Raw genomic sequence first — 19,194 nt, 5'->3', positions numbered from 1 at the left:
CCGTTAAGGAGTGATTTGAGCTAACGGCCATTCTTCACTTGCTATAGGCAGGGTTTCTAGAGATGGTCTATCTAAAGAAAAGGATTTCAACAGAGCCGAAATAGTCTATATCACCGTGGGTGTTGATATAGGAGATGTACTACATCAAGAATGATACTGAAATAAGGATTATACCAGCAGCTAATGCAATTAGTCCATTTCGGTGAAGACTTTCAGCAGCAAAGAGTGTATTTACTTTCTCTTGTGTATATTCCTCATTTTTTCTCCTGCAAATCATTAGGTCTACTATTTGTTGGACTTCGCCAAACTGGTCGTCCTTCATTCTGTCAACCAGTTCATTTGCGGAGTAGTACGGTTCGAATCCAGCTATTTTCATAGCTCGATAAGAATACATAGCAGATAGCAAAAACATCAATATCGCATATCCAAACGCCATTATACTTACAATCTGAAGATTGCTTAGAGATGAAATAGAACCAGGGTTAATTCCTAGAGAAGCACCAATTAGCGGGATTAGACTTAGAATGCTTAATACAATTCCAACGTTTGTCAGATATGCGGCAGCTTTTGAGTCGAGCTCTGAACTTCGATCTAACTCTAGGTGATGTGCTTTATCTGCTGCTTCTAATATATCCTTAGTGTCGTCAGAAATATCAGACATTGCTGTCTGGATCTCCTCACGAAATTCTTCCAATTTTTCTTCGTTTTCTGTGATACGGAAGCTAAAATCATACTTATAATTCTTCCAATGGAACTCAATCGGTGGCAACACTTCATAAACCACTCTCATTACTATCGATACCGAAGACGAAAATACGGACGTAACAGAAGTATACATTCTTCGGATAACACCCAAGATATTCATTCGATATTACTCGTCGTTTGCTATCAGTAACTCTGCAAGCTCCTCAGCAATCGGAATATCCCACGGTTTCTGTAACCATCCCCACTCCCCATTGGGATTGATCTCTAAAAACACGTATTCTTGTTCGTGCTTCACAAGATCGATAGCACCGAAGAGGAGATCGGCCTTTGCTACATACTCTCGACAAAGACTTTCTATTTTATTAGGAAGCTTGGCTGGAGTAAACTGGATATGGTCCTTCTCAGTTCGCCAATCAAGAGGGACTGGTTCTTCGTCAGTCGTCTCAATTTTGACAGGAAACACTTCATCTCCCACAACCGTTATTCGGTAGTCTATTTTTGGGATTAGCGGCTTTTGGAATATTGTTGGACATACTTCTAATTCGCCTTCAGCATCTTCAGGAGAGTCTTCGATGTGAACAGTAAAGACAAATTTGTCTTGTTTGTCAACTAGAGGAGCTGAAACAGCTTTAGAAATAATGGATCCGTGTTTTTGGTAAAGGTCTTCAATAACACTAGGTTGGTTAGTGATAGCCGTCTCCGGAATATTAAATCCGATTTGATCAGCTAAATGAAGCTGGCGGGTTTTAGACTCCATCCGGTGATTCTCGACAGGATGATTCACCCAAGTTATTCCAGACAGTGTTTGAAGTGATTCCCACCACGCACCCCATTGATCCTGAATATATTCAAGTGTCGCTTCATCGGGTCTGTCATTCTCTTCAGTAAACTCGTATGGCTTGCTTGGCCTACGATACCACACTGCTCCAACATCCTCAGATAAGTCCACAGAACGTCCTTTCCATTCGATGGAAATTGATAGATCCGGCAACTCGGTTGTTACTTCCAGATCTGAAATGTCCTCAGTATTCAATCGTAAGTAGGGATGGTTCCGTCGTTGAAGTTCTTTAATAACGAAATCAGTAGTTGTATCCCACTTATTGGAAAGAACTAAGATCATTCAATTGCCTAAAACCACGGTCCATCATCTCTATTTTCGTCTGATTTCTCATAGTTTTTCTTTTTTGTTTGATGTCCAGCTTCATCTGGTACATCAACCGCGGGTGGGTGTTCTGGATCCCCTTTCCAATGGAGAAGATCATCCTCAGGATCAAAGTAATATTCAGAGGCTAAGTCTGCATGGTCATTTGACTCAGCGTCCTTTGCGAACTGAAGAAGGAATGGTCTCATATGCTAACCACCTACTATATCGTATATAGTGTGTTGGTAGTAATATAGTCGTTCTGGTGGGATATTTTGATTCACCACTTTCTAAAATCACCATCGATCCTATCGATGATGTTCCCGTTAGTGATCAGTTCTATGACGACCTTAGACAAACTACAATAGTTTTAGCGGCCCTTCTTTTTCGACCTGTTCAGACCCATTATCGAGGAAATAGAGGTCGATCCACTCCTGCCCCTCGTCACGACAGAAGACGGGCACACACGTCGTCGTATGCTCATACCGGCGTTCACACCGCGTTTCGATCTGTTCTCGCGTCCAGTCGCCGTCCTGCTCCAGATCATATCGATTGCGAACTTCCCAGGAGTATTCGTCAGCAGCTGCTTTGATGATTCGTAGTGAGAAATCTCGTGCGTCTTTGAACGTGAACGGGCCGCTCATATCCGTCGCACGTTCCAGATCGCCTTCGTCAATGCCATCAAGACACAGTTCGTTCTTTGGCTCTGCGACAGCACGGAATGCTTCGAGTTCTGGGGCTCTCTCGACGAGGACGCTGTGGAGATACTCATGGACGACCTCGTCGTACGCGTCCAACCCGAACTCTCCTTCCGGTGAGACAATCTGTAATTCGGCTCCAGTCTGTGCCACACGTCGTCGCCGCGGTTCGAGCAACGGACAGAGGAATGCCAACCGATCCGAGTGGAGCAGATAGGCGTAACTGAACAGTCTCGACCGGGACGGAGACTCCTTGACCGGGTCGTGGCCTTCGGCGTAGTACTTCGAGTCCAGCACGGCGATAGTTTCCTCACCTTCCTGCAGCGCGTGATCGGGCTCGTGATAGATTGACCCCTCTCCTTCGAACGGTTTCACCGATGGTGAGCGAACTGGAGTGACATCATCTAGGTCACCCAGATGATCGTAGGACTTGATGTAGTTGAGTTCGCGCTCAATAACGACCTGCGAGTACTGCTCGAAGAGCGACTCCATATTCAGCACGTAGTCCACGACCAGCTCTCTGGGCCCGTCACGCAGTTGCTGACCGAGGGACGACGACATCACCGCCTTCGAGACATCAAACGCCTTCTGGTAGTACTGACGCTGTTTCGGAAGGTCATACAACGAAATCTCCCTGTACTCATCCATCCGGTCGAGACCGCTCTCCACGCCCATACCCTCTAGTCGCTCTACTTCCCGATGGACTTCGGAGAAAATGCGGTCGTACGCCGGATGGTCGTTATCGTGAGAGTTCTGTCTGAAAAGCCGAAGGAGCGTTTTCCCCGCGAAGTGAAGCAAGGAGTTGACAGCATTGTTGTACTCCGTCTCGTTGTGGATCCACTGTGGCTCGATCGTTCCCCGAGCGTGATTCAGTAGTGTCTGCTCGACATCGATGTTTCCTCGACCATCCAAGCTATTCGTCCGTCTTATCACGAGGTTCCGAATGTATCCGTTCCGCTGGATGGCCTCTAATCCGTCCAGATAGTTGATCGCCAAGACGACGAATACGTCGTCGAGGTGGATGTCGTCGGAGAGGAAGTCTTGAAGCGGGATGCCGTGATACTCGACTGAGCGGTTCTGATCATACACGGCCAGCAGCATATCGAAGATGTGCTCCCACTCAATCTTCGGGTCGACCTGTACTTTCGACGACGGCGTCAGGCTCACGACGCCGATGATGTCCGTCGCTTCGATGTGGAGCACCTCGTTGTCATCACCTTCAACGGTGACAGTCACGACCTCGTATTCCTGGTCGGAATCGAGTGCTTCCTGCTGCTTCGTGTAGACGCCTGGGCTTTCACGTGTGAACGACGCACGACGAAGCTGGTCTGTAATGGATGACGGACAGCCCTCTATGCGGATCTCACCCCGTTCGGGGATGTTGAAGGTATCTTGCCCGTACTGGTAGACTTCGTCGACAGCGCTCATTACTCGTACGAGCCCATCTGGCGACGCTCTTGTTCGAGTTCGCGTTCAGCGAGTTCAGCCGCGGGAGACAGATCGAATTCCTCGAATTCGCCGTTGAGTGCTCGATAGTGTTCTGCGATCCGTTCGATCTGTGGGAATGCAGCGGCGTTCAGCAGGCGGGGAACGATGTAGGTTCGGAATGCCTGGCCGACAGCGTCCGTTTGATCGTACTCGTACTCGCCGCCCTCACGGCACGCGACGCCGAGGAAGACTGCCACGTCTCGGTAGTGCATCGGGCCAAATCGCATAATCGCTCCCTGCGAGGTCGCTTCATTACCGTGATTGATCCCTTCGTAATCACGCTCGAACAGCCGTAGTATTTCGTTCTCGTCGAGGTCTGTCTCGCTGGTAAGGTGCGTGGTGATCCAGTCCTTGAAGAGTTGCCGGCGCTTGTCTTCCTCGTACTCGTCGAGCTCAATCATCGCAAACCGGCGGGTAATCGCGTTGTCGAGTTCGTTCACCGTCCGGTCCGACATATTCATCGTACAGATGATGTTCACCCGCTCGTCAAGTTCGATCGTCTTCCCCTCGTCAGTCTCGAAGATCGTCTGGTGAGGGTTCTCGATAGCCGTGTAGAGAGGACCAAAAATCTTCGAGATGTCTGCTCGCGTGATTTCGTCCAAGATAACCCCGTATTCGACATCGAATGCGCGGGCACGCTCTACTGCCTCAGAGACACACCCCAGCTTCGTTCGGTAGCTCAGCGATTCGCCGGTATAGTCCGGGCTGACACCACCGATGATGTCGGACGGCGTCCACGACGGCGTCGCCGTATTCAGACTGTAGCCGATGCTCGTCTCCCGAGCGAGCTGCTTGGCGAAGGTCGTTTTCCCTGTTCCGGTCGGCCCGTAGAGGACGACGGGCTTTCCAGCCTCTAATGCAACCTTCGCGTTTCGCTGAACATCCCGAGGAACCAGAATCTCCTCGGGCGTTTCGTCACCCCGTAAACTGACAAGACGCTTGAGACGATCCGATGCAAGTGGTGATTCGAGGACAGCCCGACGAACCTGGCCCAGGCCACGCTCACCGTCGTGTAATCTGTCGAGTTCTTGCTCTTCGATGAGATACTCTAGTACCTCTTCGCTTTCCGCATCCTCGATTGCGTCGACGACATCCTCGGTAACACGTCGAAGAATCCCGATGTTCTCTTTCGCCTCTTCGACAGTATAACCATCCGACGAGTTACTCATTATAGCATACAGGTACCGTGTAGCATATAAAAACCATTCCTCGAATGCCAAAGCGGACTCTTCGGTTGATCCTGAAGAAATCACTCAGCCCGACTGATCTCCAAAAGACCAGAGTGCCATCTTCATCGAGAAATTGACTTCTTGACCACAGAGTGAACAGGACCTCACTCAACTTTCTTGTCGATCCCGCTAACCCCTCTGTTTCCGCTGGAACCGACCCGCACTATGGCGTTTTGCTGCGCAGTCTTCGATCGAAATACAAGTCTACTTTTAACTGGATGTCATACACTCTTGTACAGACATCAACCCGGTGCCGCCTTGCAGAAAGGCCGCGTGTTTGGGGCACGCGACCGGGGCTGCCCATACAATCGACAGCCATGTCACAGAAATACGCCGACCGAGAAAAATCGCTCGGACTGACTCCCGCAGACGTACCGCTCAAAGCCCTACCAACAGTCAAGCTCTCCCGTGAGGATATTCAACGGGCACTTGACCTTGCTGAGAAGCGTAACGACTCGGCAATCGATGAGGGCGTCGTGTTTGGTAGTCGTACTGCCCTTTCCAGCCATCAAATCGGGCTCTTAGGCGAACTTGCAGTCGCACGCCTCTACGGACTCAATGTGGATGCGAACGCATACACGCAGGGCGATGATGGCACTGACCTCTCGCTACATGGGACTACGATTGATGTCAAATCAACAGCGACCCCGAAAATGAATCGACCAGACCTACTGGTGCGCCCTGATAAGCCGCTGAAATCGGAGTTATACGTCCGAACCCACGTGTTCGACTGGACTGCCTCAAGCGCCAGAATCCGAATCATTGGCTGCGCATCAAGGGAGAAGGTCGAGGATCAGATTCCGGAACCCTATCCGGAAGACACTCTGAATCGTGTTGTTCGGGCGGACGAGATGGATTTCTTGCCGCTCATATCACCAGCTGACTGCTGATACGAGTCGATGAAATCCACATTATCTGGAGTGTTAGCCTGTACTACAGAAGCCCTACTTGTGGCTGTGACTGTACTTACAGGCCATTCTGTAGTACAGACGCAACTGCTTAATCCGTGGTTTGGCGGAGTCCTATGGCCGATGTCGGTCGCTGGAGCGACATTAGTGATCTTTGCAGTTGCGATTATGGTTTTGCTGGTACTATGGGGGGTCCTCGAAGAAATTGCGTCGCTGGAACTGCTTGGTCAAAGCACGCACACACTAGTTGGTGGTGCTGGACTCGTCGGAACGGGTCTCAGCACCCTACGTATCACCACCAACTGGATCCTCAATAGTGGAGCCGATCCGACTCCAAGCGAACTTACCGCAGTAGTGCTCATTGCAGGCCCTATCGCGTATGTGTCGTACCGCCTAGCGAAACTGCAGCAGATGCCTTCACCGGCAACACACGAAGAGCAGCTGGATCCTGAGTATGTGCGAGCCAAAACTATGCAGTGGGCAACCGAAGAGCAGGTCGATCGTCAGCCATCTCCAAAGAGTCCGACAACGGCGAGGGATCCGCACAAGATACGTGAGGACTTCCGATCAGACAATCGATCCACTCAGAACGAACGTACTGATTTGACAGAACTGGATTTCGATTGGACCACCGATACTGGGGTAGAATTCGAGGATGTGGGTGGGATGGAAGAATTGAAAACAGAATTGAAGCGGGACGTGATGATCCCGCTCACAACACAGAGAAAAAAAGCGGAAGCACTCGGGATTAGTCCGTCGAACATTATCTTCCACGGGCCGCCTGGAACGGGGAAGACATTCCTGGCGAAGGCCTTGGCCACAGAAATCGGACTCCCATTTGTGAAATTGAGTGGGGGCGACGTACAGAGCAAGTGGATTAACGAGTCGTCGCAGAAGGTGAAAGCGCTCTTCGAGGAAGCAAAAGCCGTTGCTGAAGAGGCTGGGGGAGCCGTGGTGTTCTTTGACGAGTTAGATTCAGTCCTGAAGGATCGCGGTGCTGGCCAGGCACACGAAGAGGACACGAAGGTTGTGAACGAATTCTTGAACCGGTTAGAAAACACGGGGAAACACAATATCGTGTTCATCGGTTCCACGAACCGGTTGGAGTCTCTGGACGAGGCGGGGATCCGATCCGGCAGGATCGACAAGAAGATCCATATCGGGATTCCAGGTTGTGACGCGCGCGCTTCTATCCTGCAAGCACAGCTGGCCGACCGACCCCACCGTCTGTCGGAAGACCAGATTAGAACGATTGCTGAACGAACGAATGAGATGACTGCCGCGGACCTAGCCAGTCTCGTTGACGATGCGGCCCGAAACAGCCTGTTTCGCAAAGGTGAGGCCAAGATTACCGAAGAAGATGTACAACAGGCGTTAATTGACTGACTTATATAGGGTCGCTATAGTCGTACTGCCAGCACACGTCCCCGACTCTGAATCCGTGTCTTATTATTCGGCCCCTCGGATCAATCCCTCTCTGTCTGTAGGGTTTGAGCACTATGTCTACTCTCGCATATGTCTACTAGTCGGTGATACATTAGAAGACGAATCGTCGGGATGGCTATTCGATTTGGTTTGAGGGGATTCAGGGTGGATTTCGTCTTGCTTCAACAGAACGGCGAGTACTCCACCTAGATATGTTGCATTGAGGATAGTAAGTGCACCAACAGCAACAGCGATCTCTGAGTTTAGCCTTATCGAGGATACAATGGGTATGTTAAGTGGGACATTGAATGCACCCGATACGATCATAAATATCACTGGTGAAAGGAATGCAATGACGTAGCGGGTCCCATCCGGTGCGTGCAACAACAACCGAATACATCGGTAGGGAAGATGGAAAACCTCGTACAATCCGTACAATAAAAAGAGGGCAACTACCAGGCCGAAGATAATTCCAACTACACCATTAGCTTCTGGGAACAGATCGAACTGTGCCATTATAAATATGCTATTGATGGCGATGAGTGCCCAGACACTTCTCCCAGTGAACGAGAGTTTGTCGTCAGTGCCATCTAAGAATGCTTCCATCTTCTCAGTCGGGTATGGGCCGATCAATGTGAATAGCCAGCCAATAAGAATCGCTGCAAGCGGAACAGTAACAGGGGGAAACACAACGAGGACCGGACGAACAAGTCCATAGACGAAGTTCCATACGATCGAGAGAATTGCCGTCATAGCCCATACAATCCCGGCGAGCGCCGCGATAATCGCGCCAATAATGACAAAGACAGCAATCCCATCGCTATCCCCACCATCACCATCGCCACTTGACATCCACTGATATGCTATGTACTTTTCAAATAACCCCATTTTATGAGTCCATAACGTGTATGATTATCCCTATATCTTTGGGAGAGTATTTTAGAGATCGAATTCCAGTCAGCACCTTCCAACCAAGAAGAGTGAGCTAGTTCAGGGACCCTGTAGTTCTATAGTAGAATCTGGAAGTCTTTGTGGTAGCGTCCCCGAAAATTGGCGTGTTTTGTTGCCTCTCGAAGAACTGGCGAGAGGTGTGAGTAGACACTTCTGGAAATTACTATAGGCGTGGCTACGACGAGTCTACCTAGTTGAGAGTAGTGCTACCAGAGAGGGTATCCGGCGTAATTCCTATCTCGCTGGCTCCGTTGCCGATGGATATGTCCGACCCACCGTTGAACGTGCCATATTGGGCGTCGATGTACCGCGTCTACGAGGAAGATAACGAGCAGTACCTACAGGCGTTGGCTGAGCCTGATCTCGTTGAACGAGCGCGTCAACTGTGGAAATGGAAGGATCTGAGCCGACGGATTGCGTTCACAGATATAGCTCCAGTCATTTCGCAGCTCGATATGGATCGATACGTAGAGCAACGACCGTCAACGGCTGTGCGAAACGTTAGTGATCGGCTTCGTGACGAAGGGATTATTTCGGGGTCTGGACTCGTGACGCCGTCGTTTCTGCTTCATCTTGCGGCGAGCGGGCCGAATGCATCCTCGGCGACATTCCCGATCTATGACCGTCGTGTGTGGAATGCCTACGCGTATCTCTGGGGGATTCGAGAGCGTGGTGAGCGATTGTATCGCGCTGCCAGTCAAAGCCCAGACCAATACGGTGAATTTTGTCAGGCGTTCCGCGAAAGCTGCCCAGATGGTGATCCACGCCGGTATGAACAGGCACTCTTCATGCTTGGTGGGTTCATTATGGATCTCGGGACAGGCGAAAAGCCAACAGCGGTAGAGACAATTGACCGTGTTCTTTCGGAGCAAGAACAGGCTATCGAACAAATGCAGGACCGAACCGGGCATGCGATGGTGGACGTTGGGGCTGTCCGTACTCAGTAAGTTTCGGGGACTACGCGAACCTTAGGTTCCTTAGGTTCACGAGGAACAGCAGGCGACCCAGGTACGATAGGTGTCTGTGTTACGCAAGCCAGATGAGGCAGTATATACGCGCCAGGAACACCCAGTCCAGTAGGCGCTCAGCGTTCCTGTGGAACCAGAACTGAACAAGGAACGTGCGTTACCTGTACAACTTGGTGGGGCTGTGGGACTGTGAATACCTGAGATGCTTACAGTGTGTCAGAACCACCAGGCAGACCAAGCCCCGCAGTCTCGATAGCCGCAAAAGTAAGTGATTGCGGCTATGAACAGATGAGGGTCGAAACCAGTATCAGCCGGTGGATGACCGCTGTAGTGGCCTACTATGATGTTAGCAAGTGAAGCTGCTAGTACCCCCAGCAGCGTAGACTGTACTCCATATGCCAGCCAACCAGCGCGGTCACATCTACCGCGCGTCTGTGGCTTGGAGAGAGTCAGCGACCACTACACTGGGAACCTGGTATAGACCACGATCGTCCCGAACGATACTTCGACTCACAGGGCTGCCGAATATATCTCGAAATAGTGATACAAGATGCAAAAGCCGGGAACCAATATGGCGCTTGAATAGGTCCCGCCAACCGGCGGCAAAAACATTTATCACCCAGATTGAATATCGCACACCCATCTATTACTACACACACCTACGGAAAATCACGGGGGTAATAGAACTGTGCGAGAGGAAAATAACAGATTTTAATATCTCCTTGTTGTTTCTAAAGCCCTTAGAAACACTAAGCTATTTTCCTGCCTATCTAACATAATTTTGATAGGTGGGGTGAATTCATAATAAATTCAATAAGGAAATCAGAAAATCGCCGGATAGAAGCAGGCCAGAATTTTCTGAAATCGTAGAATACACGGTAGTTGTGGAGACCCGATTTGACCTATGCGATAGCCTCGTTATAAATTCAATATGAATTCACGGAAATTGCAAGCAAGCGAGCGTCCCTCGTTTTGCTAGAAAAACGGTACGAATTCCCGAAAATTCACAGACAGAAGTGGAATTACATCAACAATCACGATAGCGCCCGATCAACCCGCAATAATAGTTAGTATACAAACCTAACTAGGTGTTGATGAGACGTGGAAATCACCTCGTTGCAAATAGCATACGAAAAACCAAAAACCACGAGACGACAGAAGTCGGGTCGATATTGTAAATAACATAGGGAATGTATGAAATCGTTGTACAGCGCCGCTCGTTGTAAATAACATCAGAATTGTATGAGAAGGAATCAAGAAAAGTTTGGACATATTTAGTATAATAAAATTAATAAAGTCTCTTACTATCGGAGAAGCAGCGTTTGAGTGCCATATCAAGTATCACTAAATTCTGATAAATCTCACGTGTAGCACCTCTACGAACGCCTGCTGATTACAGACTCGAACCCCTCTTTGCTAACAAAATGGGCGGTTCTCATTGGACCCGCAGATCTTGATGAAGTCGCCGACAGGCTCGGCGAACAGGGCTATCGATCCCGCGAGGAGTGATTTTCCAAGACAAACGCTTATGGTTTCGAGTTACGTAACTCTACACAATGAGCTACGAGACAGAGCATGTGCGGAATGTAGGCGACGGCATACAGGCGATTACTGGCGTCCCGACGTTTACGGAGTTACTCACAAATTCGGCTCTCGCTGGCATCTATACAGCGATTCGTCGCTCACCAGGCATTACTGCGCCCGACCTCGTCGAGACGGCAGATGTCTCGAAAAAGACGGTCTACGAGTACCTACACAGATTAGAACAGGCGGGCCTCATCACTGAAACGGGAGATGAAACCAGTCCCAGCCCGTACGAAGCTGAGGACTTCGAGTTACAACTCACAATTCGAGGCGTTGAAGTGTCGATCACTCCTGAGCTCGTCGCTGTCGTCGCACACGCTGACGAATATCCAATCATCGCCCGGGTGCGCGACGACCACGGACTCGTGACCTTCGCCCTCGCTCACGATCTCATTAAATCCCATAGCGAGGGCGACATCACTGTCCGGCAAATTGCTAGCCTCACTAACCTCTCACACGGAACTACATACGATCTTCTGGAAGCGCTCTATGCAATCCATGACCTCGGTGATGCCGACTCCAGTCCAACTACGTACACGCCAGCTGACGTGGTGGACGAAGACGACGACCTACTGACGGAATTGACTGACCAGCAGTGAATGTACACGGCAAATATCGTAGATACGGTGATTTTTCGCAGTCTGGGGCAATCTTCGAGTCCACACGTCCAGTCGCTCAAGGACGCGGTTGAACAGGCTGGAACAGAACTGTGGGTTCCATCGCCCATTTACCGTGAACTGACGGACTACGGGGCGGAGCCGCCGGTGAATCCCTATCTTGATGACGGCGTTGAAGACGGATGGATTCGGGTTGCGATACCACTCGTTGGGAATCGAGATGATGCGTTTGAATCAGTCACTAATCCAGTCGAACAGGCGCAACATCTTACAGACGAATTCCTGAACCAGCAGAGCAAGTATCCAGTAACGAATAACTGGCGGGACGCGTCGGTAGTTGCGTTAGCGGTCCGGTTGTTTGAGCAGAACGCTCGAATCCGTGTTATCACTCACACAGCGGATGAACGATTAGCACGAGCGTGTGCCCGGATCCCACCTGAATTCGGCTACTACGAGATCGAATCCCGGTACTACAACCCACCTCAGACAGCGAAGCACGAATTTCCAACCGTTGAGGCACTTACGTGGAGTAATCAGTAGCGATCGCTGTACGCCATCACAATCGACACCCTGCTGGTTCAATAAGCCATTAGCCGGTTCTGACGCTACTGAAGCCAGCGAGTACGCTACTCCTGATCCGGAACGAACGACTGGACCTGTAGAGCCATCCCTGACCTCAGCGTGACTGGTATCCGTAGTTGGTAGGTACCCGGACTGGTGACGTGGATGAATCGGGTCTCCGGGACGGTTCGTAAACTCCCACGTATAGATACTATTACGTGCTAGTTGACGAAGATTCTCGTCGTCGTCAAGTTCTTCCAGTTCGACAGGGTCGAGGTCTACAGGCGGAACAGGCCGAGTGCCTTGGGGCTTGACCCCGAGGCGGTTCACCGCATCGCCTTCTGATAGTCTACTGCTATCTGTTCATCGTCATCCTCAACATATTCCATCGTCTGCTCAATACGAGCATGACCGGCGATTCTTCTCACCTGGTGAAGACCCAATGACTCACAATCGTTCACCCAGTGTGAAATCGCAGATCGCCGGATACGATGGGTGGTTACAAACCACTCTTTGACTTCGTCATCTGGATCAGGATTAGGCGGGCGTAGCGGTCGCTGGACCTCTGCGTTCCGAGCTGCTTTCTTGACGACATCATTGATCTGTGGACCAGACATCTCATCGTTATGAGTTGTGACGAGGATATTCCCAGAATCCGGCTTAGCTTCTGCCGAAAATGCGTGCCGGATTCTTTCACACCACCGTTTTAACTGGAACCTGAACTCCTCTGGGAAGTACACATCGCGCCGAATCAATCCGCTGTTTTCTTTCACGCTTAATTTTGCGCTCCTAACATCAATACTGCATTCTTCCCAGTCGATATTCTCAATCTTTAGGCGCGACAGTTCCACACTACGACATCCGGTATACCAGTTTAACCGGACGGCGATCTCGTTTCGAAGCTTTGCTTGAGGCGTTTTCCCCGGGACGGCATCAAACAGAGACTCCACCTGTTCCGGCTTGAGTGCTAGAACCTCACTCGTACCTTCCCGCAATTCATCACTATTGCTCGCAGTGAGGTCATGCTGGATCTTGTACTCGGCTTTATTTTCATAGATGTTATAATCATCCTTCAGATCAATCGTATTACTATCCTCACAAGGATGTCCATTAACGAGCTCAAGCTGATCGTCTCTGGCGTCATTCGCAACGATGCTGTAAAACGATTGTACTGACCGATAGTACGAACCAACAGTCGTATCGGCCAGATTAGAATTCAATTGGATATACCCTCTGACATCCTCGGTAGTGGCAGCAAGGGGGTCGATGTCGTTCGATTCGCAGAAGGCTAACCAGTATCGTACTTCACGCCGACGTGTATTGACCGTCGAATCCTTTGTCCGGTCTTTTTGCTCCCGTAAGCTTTCGAGGTAACGTCCGAGTAGCTCTTCCATTTCCCCCGAAATCTGTTTATCTGCGGGACTCGCGTACTGGCCTTTGTCGTTTCTCATAGTCGCATCCAGTGACGGGTACCATCAATGATTGCGCTGTGCACGTTCTCTGTCGTGTTGTTTTCGAGATAGCAGAGTGCCTCTTTGACGAGGTATGTTGGCTCCCTTATTTCGGATGAGAACCTTTGAGCACTCCCGTCAATAGAGAGATGGGAGATTTCTTGGCGTGCTTCCATTATGTACAAAATAAATTCTCGTGGACTTCGTTCACCAATCCCACCCATACCTTCGAGTACATCGTTGGGAATATCATTAGGGTATGTAGGAAGGCGGGGGAGAAGATCCATAGCGAGTTCTTCTATGTCTTCGTCCTCTCCCTCGTCTGCTTGAGCCACAGAGATCGTATCGATCTTGTTTTCAACAGAGGTCACGGAGCGTTGGAGATCATCGATTTGATCCAGAAGTGGTGAGAGATCAACGTCGGCCTGGCCAGTATTCCCAGAGAGATTATTGATCGCTTTCTTTGGGATATACTCGTTATTAATCTCCCTGTCGACCGCACGACGAACGAGTGATGAAAGGTTTTCATCATCATTCAAACTGTCCAGCCACTCCTCTTTCTTACTGGAAGTGACTCTCACGTTGAGTTTGACCTTCTTGTGAGCCCCATCTGGCATACCGGCGGCTACACGGACTCACTAAATAAACGCTGGGGACACATTGTGGTCCCTATTCGCCGAACATCTGGCGCATCATCGGGTGCATCTCCATCAGCTGCTCCTCCGCGATCTCCTCGTACAGCTTGTACGTGATGGAGACCGCGAGCAGCAGCCCGGTTCCGGAGACCTGGCCGATGGTGCCGAGCAGGTTCGCCATGACGGCGAGCAGCCCGACGAGGGCGCCGCCGATGACGGTCACCTGCGGGATGTACCGTTCCATGACCTTCTCGACGACCTGCGGGTTCCGGCGGAATCCGGGGATCTGCATCCCGGAGTTCTGGATCTGCTTCGCCGTCGCCTCCGGGCCCATGCCGGTGGTTTCGACCCAGAAGATGGCGAATATCGCTCCGCCGACGACCATGAAGGTGAGGTCGATGAGCAGTCGAACCGCGATCATCCACGGCTCGACCGACGCCGGAATCTCACCGAGGAACCACATCCAGTCCGTGCGAGCCTGGATCGGGTTCAGGTAGTAGAACAGCCCGGAGATGGGCTGGCCCTGATCGCTGTACACGCCGAGCCACCCCGGCATCCCCGCCCACTGCGAGGAGAGGAGCTGGCCGACGAACTGGATGTTCGCCTGCAGCGCGCGAACGAGGATCATCGGCAGGACGGACGCGTAGATGAGCTTCACCGGGAAGCGTCCGCGAGCGCCCTTCACCCGCGCGTGTGACAGCGGGATCTCGACGCGGACCGACTCCGCGTACACGACGATCCCGAAGATGAACAGCGTGGTGAAAAGCGCCAAGATGTTCCCCGGATCGAACAGCAGGTTCTGGAGCCCCTCCGCCGTGAACGGCGAGAGCGACACCGGCACGTCACCGACGATGATGCCGTACCAGCTCGCGAAGAACCCGGACGCGCCGAGCGCCGAGAAGCTGAAGAACCCGCCGACGATCTGCTGGCTCACGGCCGCGATGATGAACAGCCCGACACCGGAGCCGACGCCCCACTTGCTCACGATCTCGTCCATGAACAGAAGGAGGACGCCGCCGATGAAGATCTGCACGAAGATCAGCGCTTCGACGCCGAACGCCCCGATGCCGAGCGCCTGCGCGACGGCCGGATCCTCGGGGAGGAACTCACCGGTGAACACCATCGGCGCTGCCGTCAGCGCCGTGACGATGACCACCAGCAGCTTCTGGAGGCCCTGGTAGAGGACCTGGTCGCGCGGGTCGTCGGTGTCGAGTCCGAGCAGGTTCGCACCGCCCAACAGCTGGAGGACGATGGACGCCGTGACGATTGGCCCGATACCGACCTGCAACAACGAACCGGACGACCCGGCGAGCACCGATCGGAACTGCCCGAAGAAGTCAGACCCCTGGCCCACTGCCAACCCGTACGGGTTGATGTTGGTCAGGAAGAAGTAGACGACCAGGATGCCGGCCGTCCACATGAGCTTCCGTTTGAACGGAACGTGACCTGTGGGTCGCTCCACGACGGGCATCCGCGTGAGCAGCGGTTCAGCGACCTCCTTCCAACTCATTGGTTACGCCTCGTCGTCCTCGTCGTCGGAAGTGTTTTCCGGTTCGTCAGCGGCCTCCTCGGCGCGCTCGGAGAGCGTCGCCTCGCCGCCGGCCTCCTCGATGAGTTCGACCGCGCCGGCGGTGAACGCATCGGCCGTGACGCGGAGCTCACTCCGAACCTGACCGCCACCGAGCACCTTCACGACGTCTGCCTCGTGACCGTCCTCGACGACGTCGCGCGCGTCGATGACGTACGCGTCGCCGTCTTCCTCGGCGAGGTCGTCCGCGGCGTACAGCGCCGCGTCCTCGTCGAGCTTCTGGACCTTCACTTCGAGGACCTCGGTCTGCGTCCCCTCGGGTCGCTTGAAGCCGTACTTCCCGAGCGGCGGGTAGTTGTGGTACTCGTGTTTCGCGCGGCCGGCCGCACCGCGACCGCCGCGGTGACCGGCGCCGCGCCGGTTCTTGTGCGTTCCGCCGCCGTGCGTTCGGGAGCCGCGCTGTCGACGTTTCTTGCTCGTCATCGCATCGCCTCCAGGAGACCGTCGATCTCCTCAGTGCTGTGTTTTCCGAGTTCGCCGCCCTCGATCACGGGGTGCTTGATTCCCTCGTGACCGCCGCGGGGGGCGTGGAGCCGGAGCGTCGGCGAGAGGCCCTGATCGCGCAGGGTCGTCTCCTCGTCGACGAGCGCCTCGGCCAGCGCCTCGAGATCGGCGTAGTCGGTGTTGTCGTCGATCCACTCGTCGTCGATGTCGGCCGAGCCCTCCAAGGGCTCGCCGCGTCGCGCGATAGTGGACGCGACCGCCTCGACGCTCGGTTCCCCGAACGCCACGACGTCGTTCACCTTGGTGATCATGCCGCGGTACGACTCCGTCTCGGGGACGAACGTCGCGTGGTTGACGCGCCCGATGTTCAGCATGTCGAGGGTGTCCTCGACGCCGTACTCGAGATTCACGTCGCCGCGGAGCTGCACGATCGCTTGCATCACTCGCTCACCTCGTCGTAGTGGACTTCACGCGCGTGCTGCGGAGTGCGGGACTGCGCCGCGTTCTCCAGCGCGTTGAACGTCGCCTTCGCGAGGTTCACGGTCGTGCGGGTGTTGCCGTCGGAGTTCGTCCAGGCGTCCTCGACGCCGGCGAGCTCCAGGATGTTCCGGACCGTCTCCGCCGCGGCCAGCCCGAGCCCCTGCGGGGCGGGCTGGATCTCGACGGTGACGGAGCCGGCCTTCCCCTCGGCCTTGCGGGTGAGGGAGTTCGTGCCGCCGGGCTGGTCCTCCCAGGACCCGGAGCCACGGTCGACCTTGATGATGTTCAGCTTCGCCACGTCGATCGCCTTCTGGATGGCGCCGCCGACCTGGTCGTCCCGGGCCTGCGCGTAGCCGAGGTAGCCGTCGCGGTTGCCCACGGCGACCACGCAGCGGAACTTCACGCGGCGGCCGGAGTCGGTCATGCGCTGGACCATGTTGATGTCCAGCACCTCGTCTTCCAGCCCCGGGAGGAGCTGGTCGACGATCTCGGCCTCCTTCATGGGGAGACCGGAGTCGAGCGCCTGTTCCATCGACGAGATGTCGCCGTCCTGTACCTTGCGGCCGAGTCGCGTCCGCGGTTCCCAGCCGTCGTTGTGTCTACTCATGGTCCTCCTGGATTGTGGCGAGCACGTCGTCGAAGTGCTCGGGTAAGTCGGCGGCGTCGAAATCGCCGCTGTACAGCGGCTCGTCGAGCTGCTCGGCGTACGCGGCGATGTGCTCGCCGCGCGTGCGCGACCAGTCGGCCAGCACGTCGTCGTTGTGCGGGATCTCGAGGCCGGCGTCGATCGCTCCTTCCTGTACTGCGAACGTCTTGTTGCCGGGCGTCGCCGTGTTGAGCCCGATGTCGAGGACGGCCTCGTCGAGGCCGGCGTCGACGGCGCGGGCGCCCGCGAGGTAACCGGTGAGGTACGCGCTGGGGAGGTTGCCCGTGGGGGCGTCCCAGCCGTACTCGCCGAGCTCCTCGCTGGAGGCGGCCGCGTGGGTCTCGTCGCCGTCGGATCCGGGAGTGACCAGCTGCGCCCTGACGTGAGCGTTGCTCACCCGAGCGACCAGGCGAGGCTTGCCCGATTTCAGCAGGCGCAACCTCTGGTGGTAGTCCGTCCGGACCTCGCGGCGGCGCCGCATCGGCACCTTGTATCGTGGTCCTGTCGCCATTAGTCCGTCACCTCGTAACCGTACTGCGTCTGGATGTACGCCTCCAGCCGCGCGACGTCCTCGAAGTCGCCACCGCTCGCCTTGTTGTAGAGCGTGCGGTACTCGGTGGCGTCGAGCACGTCCTCGTCGTCGCGGAGTTCCTTCAGGCGGGCGCGCTGCGCGCGGATCCGGGCCTTCCAGTCGTCCTTCGTGTTCTGTCGCGCGCCGGCCTTCCCCTTCCGGGTACCGGCGCCGGATTTGTGGCCGTACGAGCGCTTCTCGGCTCGCTCGCGGGCCTGACCGCGGGAGTTCGTCTTCGCGTCCTTCGCGCGGATGGTGCCCTGGTCGATGAGCTCGCGGACGTCCTCTCGCGTGATGGCGTCCTCGATCTCCTCCTGTGCCTCGGGGTCGAGCCAGACGCGGCCCTTGCCGACGTCGAGCTCGTCCGCTGCGAGCCGTTTCTGCGCCTTCAGATCACTCATCGTTGACCTCCACTTCGACGTAGGTCGGGTTCAGCACGCGGATGCCGCGCTCCTCCGCCTCGTCTTCGATCAGTTCGCGCTTGCGACCGCCGACCTTCGAGGCGATCCGCACCGCCTGCGTGTCGCCGTCGACGCCCTCGAGGTCGTCCGTGTTGTGCACGCGGACTTCCTCGAAGCCGCTCGGGTGCAGGTCGCGCGACGCCTTCGGCGAGCGGAACCCTGCCTCGACGACAGGGCCCTTCGCCTTCATGCGGCGACGCTGCTTGGAGAGCCCGCCGCGCGGCTTGCGCCACGACGTCGGGATGCGCTTCTTCTTGTGGTAATCCTGCCGGTTGAACTGCGGTTTCCCCTCGCGGTGCTTCTGTGCGAGCGCGCGAGCGGTCTCGTCGTCCAGTTCCGGCGTCTTGTCGGCGTGACCGCGGGGGCGAAGCTCCGTCTCGACGTCCTCGTCGGCGGCGGCCCCCTCGGCTGCCTCCTCCTCGTCCGTCTCGTCTTCGATCTCCGCGTCCGCCTCCTCGTCGACCTCCAGCCCGCCGACGTCGGCCTTGATACGCGCTGCGAGCGCGTTGCCGACGCCGTCGACCTCGGAGAGCTCCGACTGGGAGGCGGCCTTCACGTCCTCGACCGTCTCGTAGCCGGCCGCGCGAAGGGCGTCCGCCTTCGAGGGACCGACACCGCTGATGTCTTCCAGTTCTTCGGCCAT

General features: G+C 54.4%; 19 protein-coding genes. 4 read left to right on the top strand and 15 right to left on the bottom strand.

Annotated elements, in window-relative coordinates; translation table 11 throughout:
• Window positions 1-139: 139 nt before the first annotated feature.
• The 5 genes from DJ69_RS17705 to DJ69_RS01205 all read right to left on the bottom strand — a co-directional run bounded on the left by DJ69_RS17705 (window position 140) and on the right by DJ69_RS01205 (window position 5,201).
• Entirely contained in the window at window positions 140-790 is a 651-nt protein-coding gene (locus DJ69_RS17705) for a hypothetical protein (RefSeq protein WP_144050362.1), read from the bottom strand.
• A gap of 81 nt (window positions 791-871) precedes the next feature.
• Complete coding sequence (locus DJ69_RS17700) at window positions 872-1,738, bottom strand: hypothetical protein (protein ID WP_144050361.1); 867 nt, start codon at window positions 1,736-1,738, stop codon at window positions 872-874.
• 95 nt (window positions 1,739-1,833) lie between these two features.
• Entirely contained in the window at window positions 1,834-2,055 is a 222-nt protein-coding gene (locus tag DJ69_RS17695) for a hypothetical protein (protein WP_144050360.1), read from the bottom strand.
• A 150-nt stretch (window positions 2,056-2,205) separates the two neighbouring features.
• Window positions 2,206-3,972 carry a 5-methylcytosine restriction system specificity protein McrC gene (locus DJ69_RS01210; RefSeq protein ID WP_099253928.1) on the bottom strand — a complete coding sequence of 589 codons (1,767 nt, stop codon included), beginning with the start codon at window positions 3,970-3,972 and terminating at the stop codon, window positions 2,206-2,208.
• Window positions 3,972-5,201 carry an AAA family ATPase gene (locus DJ69_RS01205; RefSeq protein WP_099253927.1) on the bottom strand — a complete coding sequence of 410 codons (1,230 nt, stop codon included), beginning with the start codon at window positions 5,199-5,201 and terminating at the stop codon, window positions 3,972-3,974. The genes DJ69_RS01210 and DJ69_RS01205 overlap by 1 nt, the downstream gene beginning before the upstream one ends.
• 377 nt (window positions 5,202-5,578) lie before the next feature.
• Here DJ69_RS01205 and DJ69_RS17690 point away from each other — a divergent pair, with 377 nt between their 5' ends.
• Both DJ69_RS17690 and DJ69_RS01200 read left to right on the top strand, forming a co-directional pair.
• Window positions 5,579-6,151, top strand: coding sequence for a hypothetical protein (locus tag DJ69_RS17690; protein WP_144050359.1), 573 nt, complete (start codon window positions 5,579-5,581; stop codon window positions 6,149-6,151).
• A 141-nt stretch (window positions 6,152-6,292) separates the two neighbouring features.
• The gene (locus DJ69_RS01200; RefSeq protein ID WP_180271688.1) at window positions 6,293-7,555 is read left to right on the top strand and encodes an AAA family ATPase; all 1,263 of its coding nucleotides are present in this window, start codon (window positions 6,293-6,295) and stop codon (window positions 7,553-7,555) included.
• Window positions 7,556-7,672: 117 nt separating this feature from the next.
• Here the strand turns inward: DJ69_RS01200 and DJ69_RS17685 are convergent, their stop codons facing one another.
• Window positions 7,673-8,446, bottom strand: a complete 774-nt coding sequence (locus DJ69_RS17685) for a hypothetical protein (RefSeq protein ID WP_144050358.1) — start codon at window positions 8,444-8,446, stop codon at window positions 7,673-7,675.
• A gap of 362 nt (window positions 8,447-8,808) precedes the next feature.
• Between DJ69_RS17685 and DJ69_RS01195 the strand changes: the two genes are divergently transcribed.
• Together DJ69_RS01195 and DJ69_RS01190 are read left to right on the top strand one after the other, a co-directional pair.
• A complete protein-coding gene (locus DJ69_RS01195) occupies window positions 8,809-9,492 on the top strand; it encodes a hypothetical protein (protein WP_144050357.1) in 684 nt (227 codons plus the stop codon).
• Between the two features lie 1,577 nt (window positions 9,493-11,069).
• On the top strand, window positions 11,070-11,696 hold the full coding sequence (locus DJ69_RS01190) for an ArsR/SmtB family transcription factor (protein WP_144050356.1): 627 nt from the start codon (window positions 11,070-11,072) through the stop codon (window positions 11,694-11,696).
• A gap of 905 nt (window positions 11,697-12,601) precedes the next feature.
• Here DJ69_RS01190 and DJ69_RS01180 read toward each other — a convergent pair.
• The 9 genes from DJ69_RS01180 to DJ69_RS01140 are packed head-to-tail and all read right to left on the bottom strand — an operon-like array spanning window position 12,602 to window position 19,194.
• Window positions 12,602-13,726 carry a tyrosine-type recombinase/integrase gene (locus DJ69_RS01180; protein ID WP_099253923.1) on the bottom strand — a complete coding sequence of 375 codons (1,125 nt, stop codon included), beginning with the start codon at window positions 13,724-13,726 and terminating at the stop codon, window positions 12,602-12,604.
• Complete coding sequence (locus tag DJ69_RS17680; RefSeq protein ID WP_144050355.1) at window positions 13,723-14,343, bottom strand: hypothetical protein; 621 nt, start codon at window positions 14,341-14,343, stop codon at window positions 13,723-13,725. Before DJ69_RS17680 ends, DJ69_RS01180 begins: the two co-directional genes overlap by 4 nt.
• Window positions 14,344-14,395: 52 nt before the next feature.
• Window positions 14,396-15,871 (bottom strand): preprotein translocase subunit SecY, encoded by a 1,476-nt coding sequence (gene secY / locus DJ69_RS01170; RefSeq protein ID WP_099253922.1) that lies wholly within the window; start codon window positions 15,869-15,871, stop codon window positions 14,396-14,398.
• A gap of 3 nt (window positions 15,872-15,874) precedes the next feature.
• Window positions 15,875-16,372, bottom strand: coding sequence for an uL15m family ribosomal protein (locus DJ69_RS01165; protein ID WP_099253921.1), 498 nt, complete (start codon window positions 16,370-16,372; stop codon window positions 15,875-15,877).
• On the bottom strand, window positions 16,369-16,833 hold the full coding sequence (locus DJ69_RS01160; RefSeq protein ID WP_099253920.1) for a 50S ribosomal protein L30: 465 nt from the start codon (window positions 16,831-16,833) through the stop codon (window positions 16,369-16,371). The genes DJ69_RS01165 and DJ69_RS01160 overlap by 4 nt, the downstream gene beginning before the upstream one ends.
• A complete protein-coding gene (locus tag DJ69_RS01155; RefSeq protein ID WP_099253919.1) occupies window positions 16,833-17,480 on the bottom strand; it encodes a 30S ribosomal protein S5 in 648 nt (215 codons plus the stop codon). The genes DJ69_RS01160 and DJ69_RS01155 overlap by 1 nt, the downstream gene beginning before the upstream one ends.
• Window positions 17,473-18,030, bottom strand: a complete 558-nt coding sequence (locus DJ69_RS01150) for a 50S ribosomal protein L18 (protein WP_004047211.1) — start codon at window positions 18,028-18,030, stop codon at window positions 17,473-17,475. Before DJ69_RS01150 ends, DJ69_RS01155 begins: the two co-directional genes overlap by 8 nt.
• Window positions 18,030-18,491, bottom strand: a complete 462-nt coding sequence (locus DJ69_RS01145; protein ID WP_099253918.1) for a 50S ribosomal protein L19e — start codon at window positions 18,489-18,491, stop codon at window positions 18,030-18,032. Before DJ69_RS01145 ends, DJ69_RS01150 begins: the two co-directional genes overlap by 1 nt.
• Window positions 18,484-19,194, bottom strand: a complete 711-nt coding sequence (locus tag DJ69_RS01140) for a 50S ribosomal protein L32e (protein ID WP_099253917.1) — start codon at window positions 19,192-19,194, stop codon at window positions 18,484-18,486. The genes DJ69_RS01145 and DJ69_RS01140 overlap by 8 nt, the downstream gene beginning before the upstream one ends.

It is taken from the genome of Halorubrum persicum, from assembly GCF_002727125.1.
In the GTDB taxonomy this organism is placed as follows: domain Archaea; phylum Halobacteriota; class Halobacteria; order Halobacteriales; family Haloferacaceae; genus Halorubrum; species Halorubrum persicum.
This window is presented reverse-complemented; position numbering and strand designations above follow the sequence as displayed.